Source organism: Acinetobacter sp. YH16032 (genome assembly GCF_013417345.1).
Taxonomy (GTDB): domain Bacteria; phylum Pseudomonadota; class Gammaproteobacteria; order Pseudomonadales; family Moraxellaceae; genus Acinetobacter.
On sequence record NZ_VPEE01000086.1, the window covers coordinates 1 to 3,555 of the forward strand.

Below are 3,555 nucleotides of genomic sequence, written 5' to 3' on the forward strand. Positions count from 1 at the left end.
TGCTGAAAATATCGAAAAGAAAATTGAAGCCCAGTTAGAGAAGCTGAAACAGTTAAAAGCACAGAAACAGGCTATTGAAGCAAGAGAACGTACCAAAAAGAAAGAACAGGAGCGCAAGGATGATACTCGGCGTAAAATTTTGCTCGGTTCTTACTTGATTAAGAAAATGCAGGCAAATGAAGCCAATAAAGAAAAAATACTCGCTGAACTCAACGAATATTTAACAGAAAATAGAGATCGACAGCTTTTTGACTTACCAAATATTGAGGACAATTAATTATGAATAAAGCCGATTTAATTGCCAAATTAGCACCTAAATTAAATATTAATCAAGATGAAGCAAGAGTTGTTCTTAATTCTGTTCTTGAAGTCATTACAGAAGCCCTGGTTGAAGATAAAAATGTCCGATTAGTTGATTTTGGGACTTTTGAAGTAAAACAGCGTGCCGAAAGAATGGGACACAATCCTAAAACTGGCGAAAAACTTAAAATTGAAGCTAAGGAAATTGTCACTTTTAAACAAGGCAAGGCTTTGGGAGAGCAATTTACTGTTAAGCCAAAGCAAAAAAGTAAAGTTAAGAAGAAAGCCTAATTTTTCTTAGCTCTTTGCTTTTCTTGTTCGGCTTTATACTCTGGAATTAGCTCATTTAAGACTTTTTGGATATTTACTTTATCCTTGATCTGCAAATTATCCCGATAGTAAATTAAGTCCTCTATTTTGCTTTCCATCTGCATTTTTTCAGTGGGTTCTGCATTCTGGGATATTCGGGATAATAGAAAGATATAACCGCAGATATTCTCCCTCGCAATTTCATAATTAACGATGTCGGTATACTCAATTTGAACGCCTTGAAAATTGGCTGTTAGGTTCTCCAGTTGCATCATGATTTAAATCCTGCTTTCTCTAAAAATGGGTAAAGTTCTCTAAATTTTTCAGGCTCTAAAAGCATGTCAGCGATACGAATAGCAAATTGTTGGTAGCTTTCTGTACCTTTTGAATATTTACTCATTTCAGGCATTTCTGACATTTTATTGGCAAATAAATGGCGTTGTGCATCGGTCATTTTTATAAAAAAGTCAGGGGTGTTAGGGTCACGCTTAGTATTAATTTTAGGTTTATCGTCTTTTTTTTGCTTAAACTTAAATGAAAACCCAGAAATGATACGTCCTTGCTTGTGTTGTTCGTAACTTACTGTGATATCTGTATATTTATTAATTTGTTTAATAGCAGGGTCTAAGACACGATTCTTAAAATCATAGACTCTAGGATATTCATGCTCCTCAATAGCAAGGCGTTCTCTTAACGTATTTAATTCTATTACTGGAACAACTTTCGTGCTTTGCCATTGAATCATCATTTCATAAAGGCGAATAGCATAAACGCTCGTTAATTGGGCTGTTTTAGATAATCTATATCGTGTGAAACAATCTTTCAGTTGTCCAATCATGCTAAAAACATCATCGGCTAACTGAAATTTAATATATCCCTGCGTATCTGCATAACTAATTTTTTGTACCCATCTCGATTTAACACATTCTATAAAATCAGGTTTTTGATAGACCCGATCATACGTGAAGTAACGGTTAAATAATCGCTCACTTGCATCCCTTAATACCTTATAAGCATCGGATTCATCAGTATTAAATAGCTTGGAGTAATCTTTTGCATATACTCTAAATTCTCGTGTGTGGAATAAGCCTTTATCACTTTCATATTCAGCTAATTCAGTGAAGGCTACATGTAGTATTCGATATTCAGTCAAACTGAGATTAAAGCAAGCTTCAACAAGAGTATTACTTTTTATAACTAGATCATTTTTCATTTGGTTTAAGGATTATTTTTCTGCAATAAAACGACACTATATTATAAAAGCGTTAATTAAAACAACAACATTATTTTTTATTGTCGTTATATAGGGTAAATCTGTCGTTGTATAAGGGTAAATCTGTCGTTGTATAAGGGTAAATCTGTCGTTGTATAAGGGTAAATCTGTCGTTGTATGAGGCTGAAGAGTATTGCTATATAAGGCTTTCATGCTGTCTAAAACTATTAAAACTATTAAAACTATTAAAAAGGGAAAAACTATTAAAACTGCCCTATGTACTCGCTAAAGCTCGTACTCTATTGAAGCTCGTTCCTCGCTTCGTGGGGCAGTTTTTGGTTAATCCTGTTTGTGAAATCTAAAAGCAAAAGCATTGATAATGTATTCGCTTCGCTCATACTTTTTGAAAAGCAAAAGCTCCAAAGTTCGCACCCATTCGGGATGCTCTGTACCTACCGTTTAAAATCGAAAGGGAGCTTGTAATCAGAGAAAAGGCGAGGGCGAAATTTTGATGATGCTCAATCGCTCGTAGACACTCGCTCGGTTCTTATTATCTAGGTTTTAATTATTTACTGGAGCTAATCAAAGTTGTGAAACATTGATCAAAGAATAGGCGTGGAACGTGACAAATCATTAAAAAAGCCCAACTGAGTACAGTTGGGCTTTTTACATCAAGATAAGACACTGAAATTTAATGAGAAATGAAAAGCATTTCGTATAAGGTGTATTATGTTAATTTTAGACAATTTAAAAAATCACATGGTAGATCATCAATGAATAGGACGCCCCCTAAAAAAGTAATTCAAACTCTTAGACAGGAGGTAGGATTTGGTTGTCCTGTTCCTAATTGTGGAAACCCTTATCTCGAATGGCATCATTTCGATCCGCCTTGGAGTATTGAAAATCATCACAGACCAGAGGGTATGATTGCTCTTTGTACACAGCATCATAAAAATGCTGATAATTATGCTTATACCAATGATCAATTAGTAGAGTTTAAAAAAAATAAGGTTAATTCAGAAAAAGTAAAAGGCAATTTTGAATGGCGGAGAAATAAATTATTAACCGTAGTAGGGGGAAATTTCTACTATGAAACACCTCGCGCACTTGTAATTGATAATTATGATGTAGTTTCTTTAACAAGGGATGAAAGTGGTTATTTACTGCTAAATGTTGAAATGCTTAGTGTGTCTAAGGAAGAGCGTTTAGTAATGAGGAATAACTGCTGGGAAAATATAGGAACTCCTATTGATTTTAAGTGCCCCCCTAGTGGTAAAGAAATTGAAATTAAATATGAAAATGGAGATTTTCTATCAATTAAATTTTATGTCATTAATAATAAAGAATTATTTAAAAAGAATTTTGATATAGAAGCTCCTGATTCCTTAGAATTCCCTCTAACTATTTCTGAAATTAACTTTGAAGTATCTGGTATAGACATAAAAGTTTCACCAAAAGGTACAAACATTCAAACAAATCAATTTATACGAAATTTTTCATATAATTGTGGTGTAGGTATGATGTTGAATTTAGGAATAAAATGGCGTCAAAATTGGAATTTAGTACCAGTTCCTAGTCGTAGAGCAGCCTCATGTCCATGTAATAGTGGTTATAGATATAAACACTGTCATGGAAAAATAGAATTAGGGGGCTAATTTTATTTATAAACCTTCATTTTACATAATGGCTGTTATACGAAATGTAGATGTTAGAACCCAGTTAAATTAATGAAT

General features: G+C 33.5%; 5 protein-coding genes. 3 read left to right on the forward strand and 2 right to left on the reverse strand.

Going from position 1 to position 3,555, the window contains the following annotated elements; all coding sequences use genetic code 11:
* Positions 1-277: mobilization protein (locus tag FTV32_RS16115; protein WP_180012430.1), on the forward strand; the 277-nt coding region annotated here is incomplete at its 5' end.
* 2 nt (positions 278-279) lie between these two features.
* Positions 280-591: an HU family DNA-binding protein gene (locus FTV32_RS16120; RefSeq protein WP_159516832.1), complete on the forward strand. Its 312-nt coding sequence runs from the start codon at positions 280-282 to the stop codon at positions 589-591.
* Here the strand turns inward: FTV32_RS16120 and FTV32_RS16125 are convergent.
* Both FTV32_RS16125 and repM read right to left on the reverse strand, forming a co-directional pair.
* Complete coding sequence (locus tag FTV32_RS16125; RefSeq protein WP_159516833.1) at positions 588-884, reverse strand: hypothetical protein; 297 nt, start codon at positions 882-884, stop codon at positions 588-590. The genes FTV32_RS16120 and FTV32_RS16125 overlap by 4 nt on opposite strands.
* Positions 881-1,822, reverse strand: coding sequence for a replication initiation protein RepM (repM, locus tag FTV32_RS16130; protein WP_087554602.1), 942 nt, complete (start codon positions 1,820-1,822; stop codon positions 881-883). Before repM ends, FTV32_RS16125 begins: the two co-directional genes overlap by 4 nt.
* A 773-nt stretch (positions 1,823-2,595) precedes the next feature.
* Between repM and FTV32_RS16135 the strand changes: the two genes are divergently transcribed.
* On the forward strand, positions 2,596-3,477 hold the full coding sequence (locus FTV32_RS16135) for a hypothetical protein (protein ID WP_005020924.1): 882 nt from the start codon (positions 2,596-2,598) through the stop codon (positions 3,475-3,477).
* The last annotated feature ends 78 nt before the right edge of the window (positions 3,478-3,555 follow it).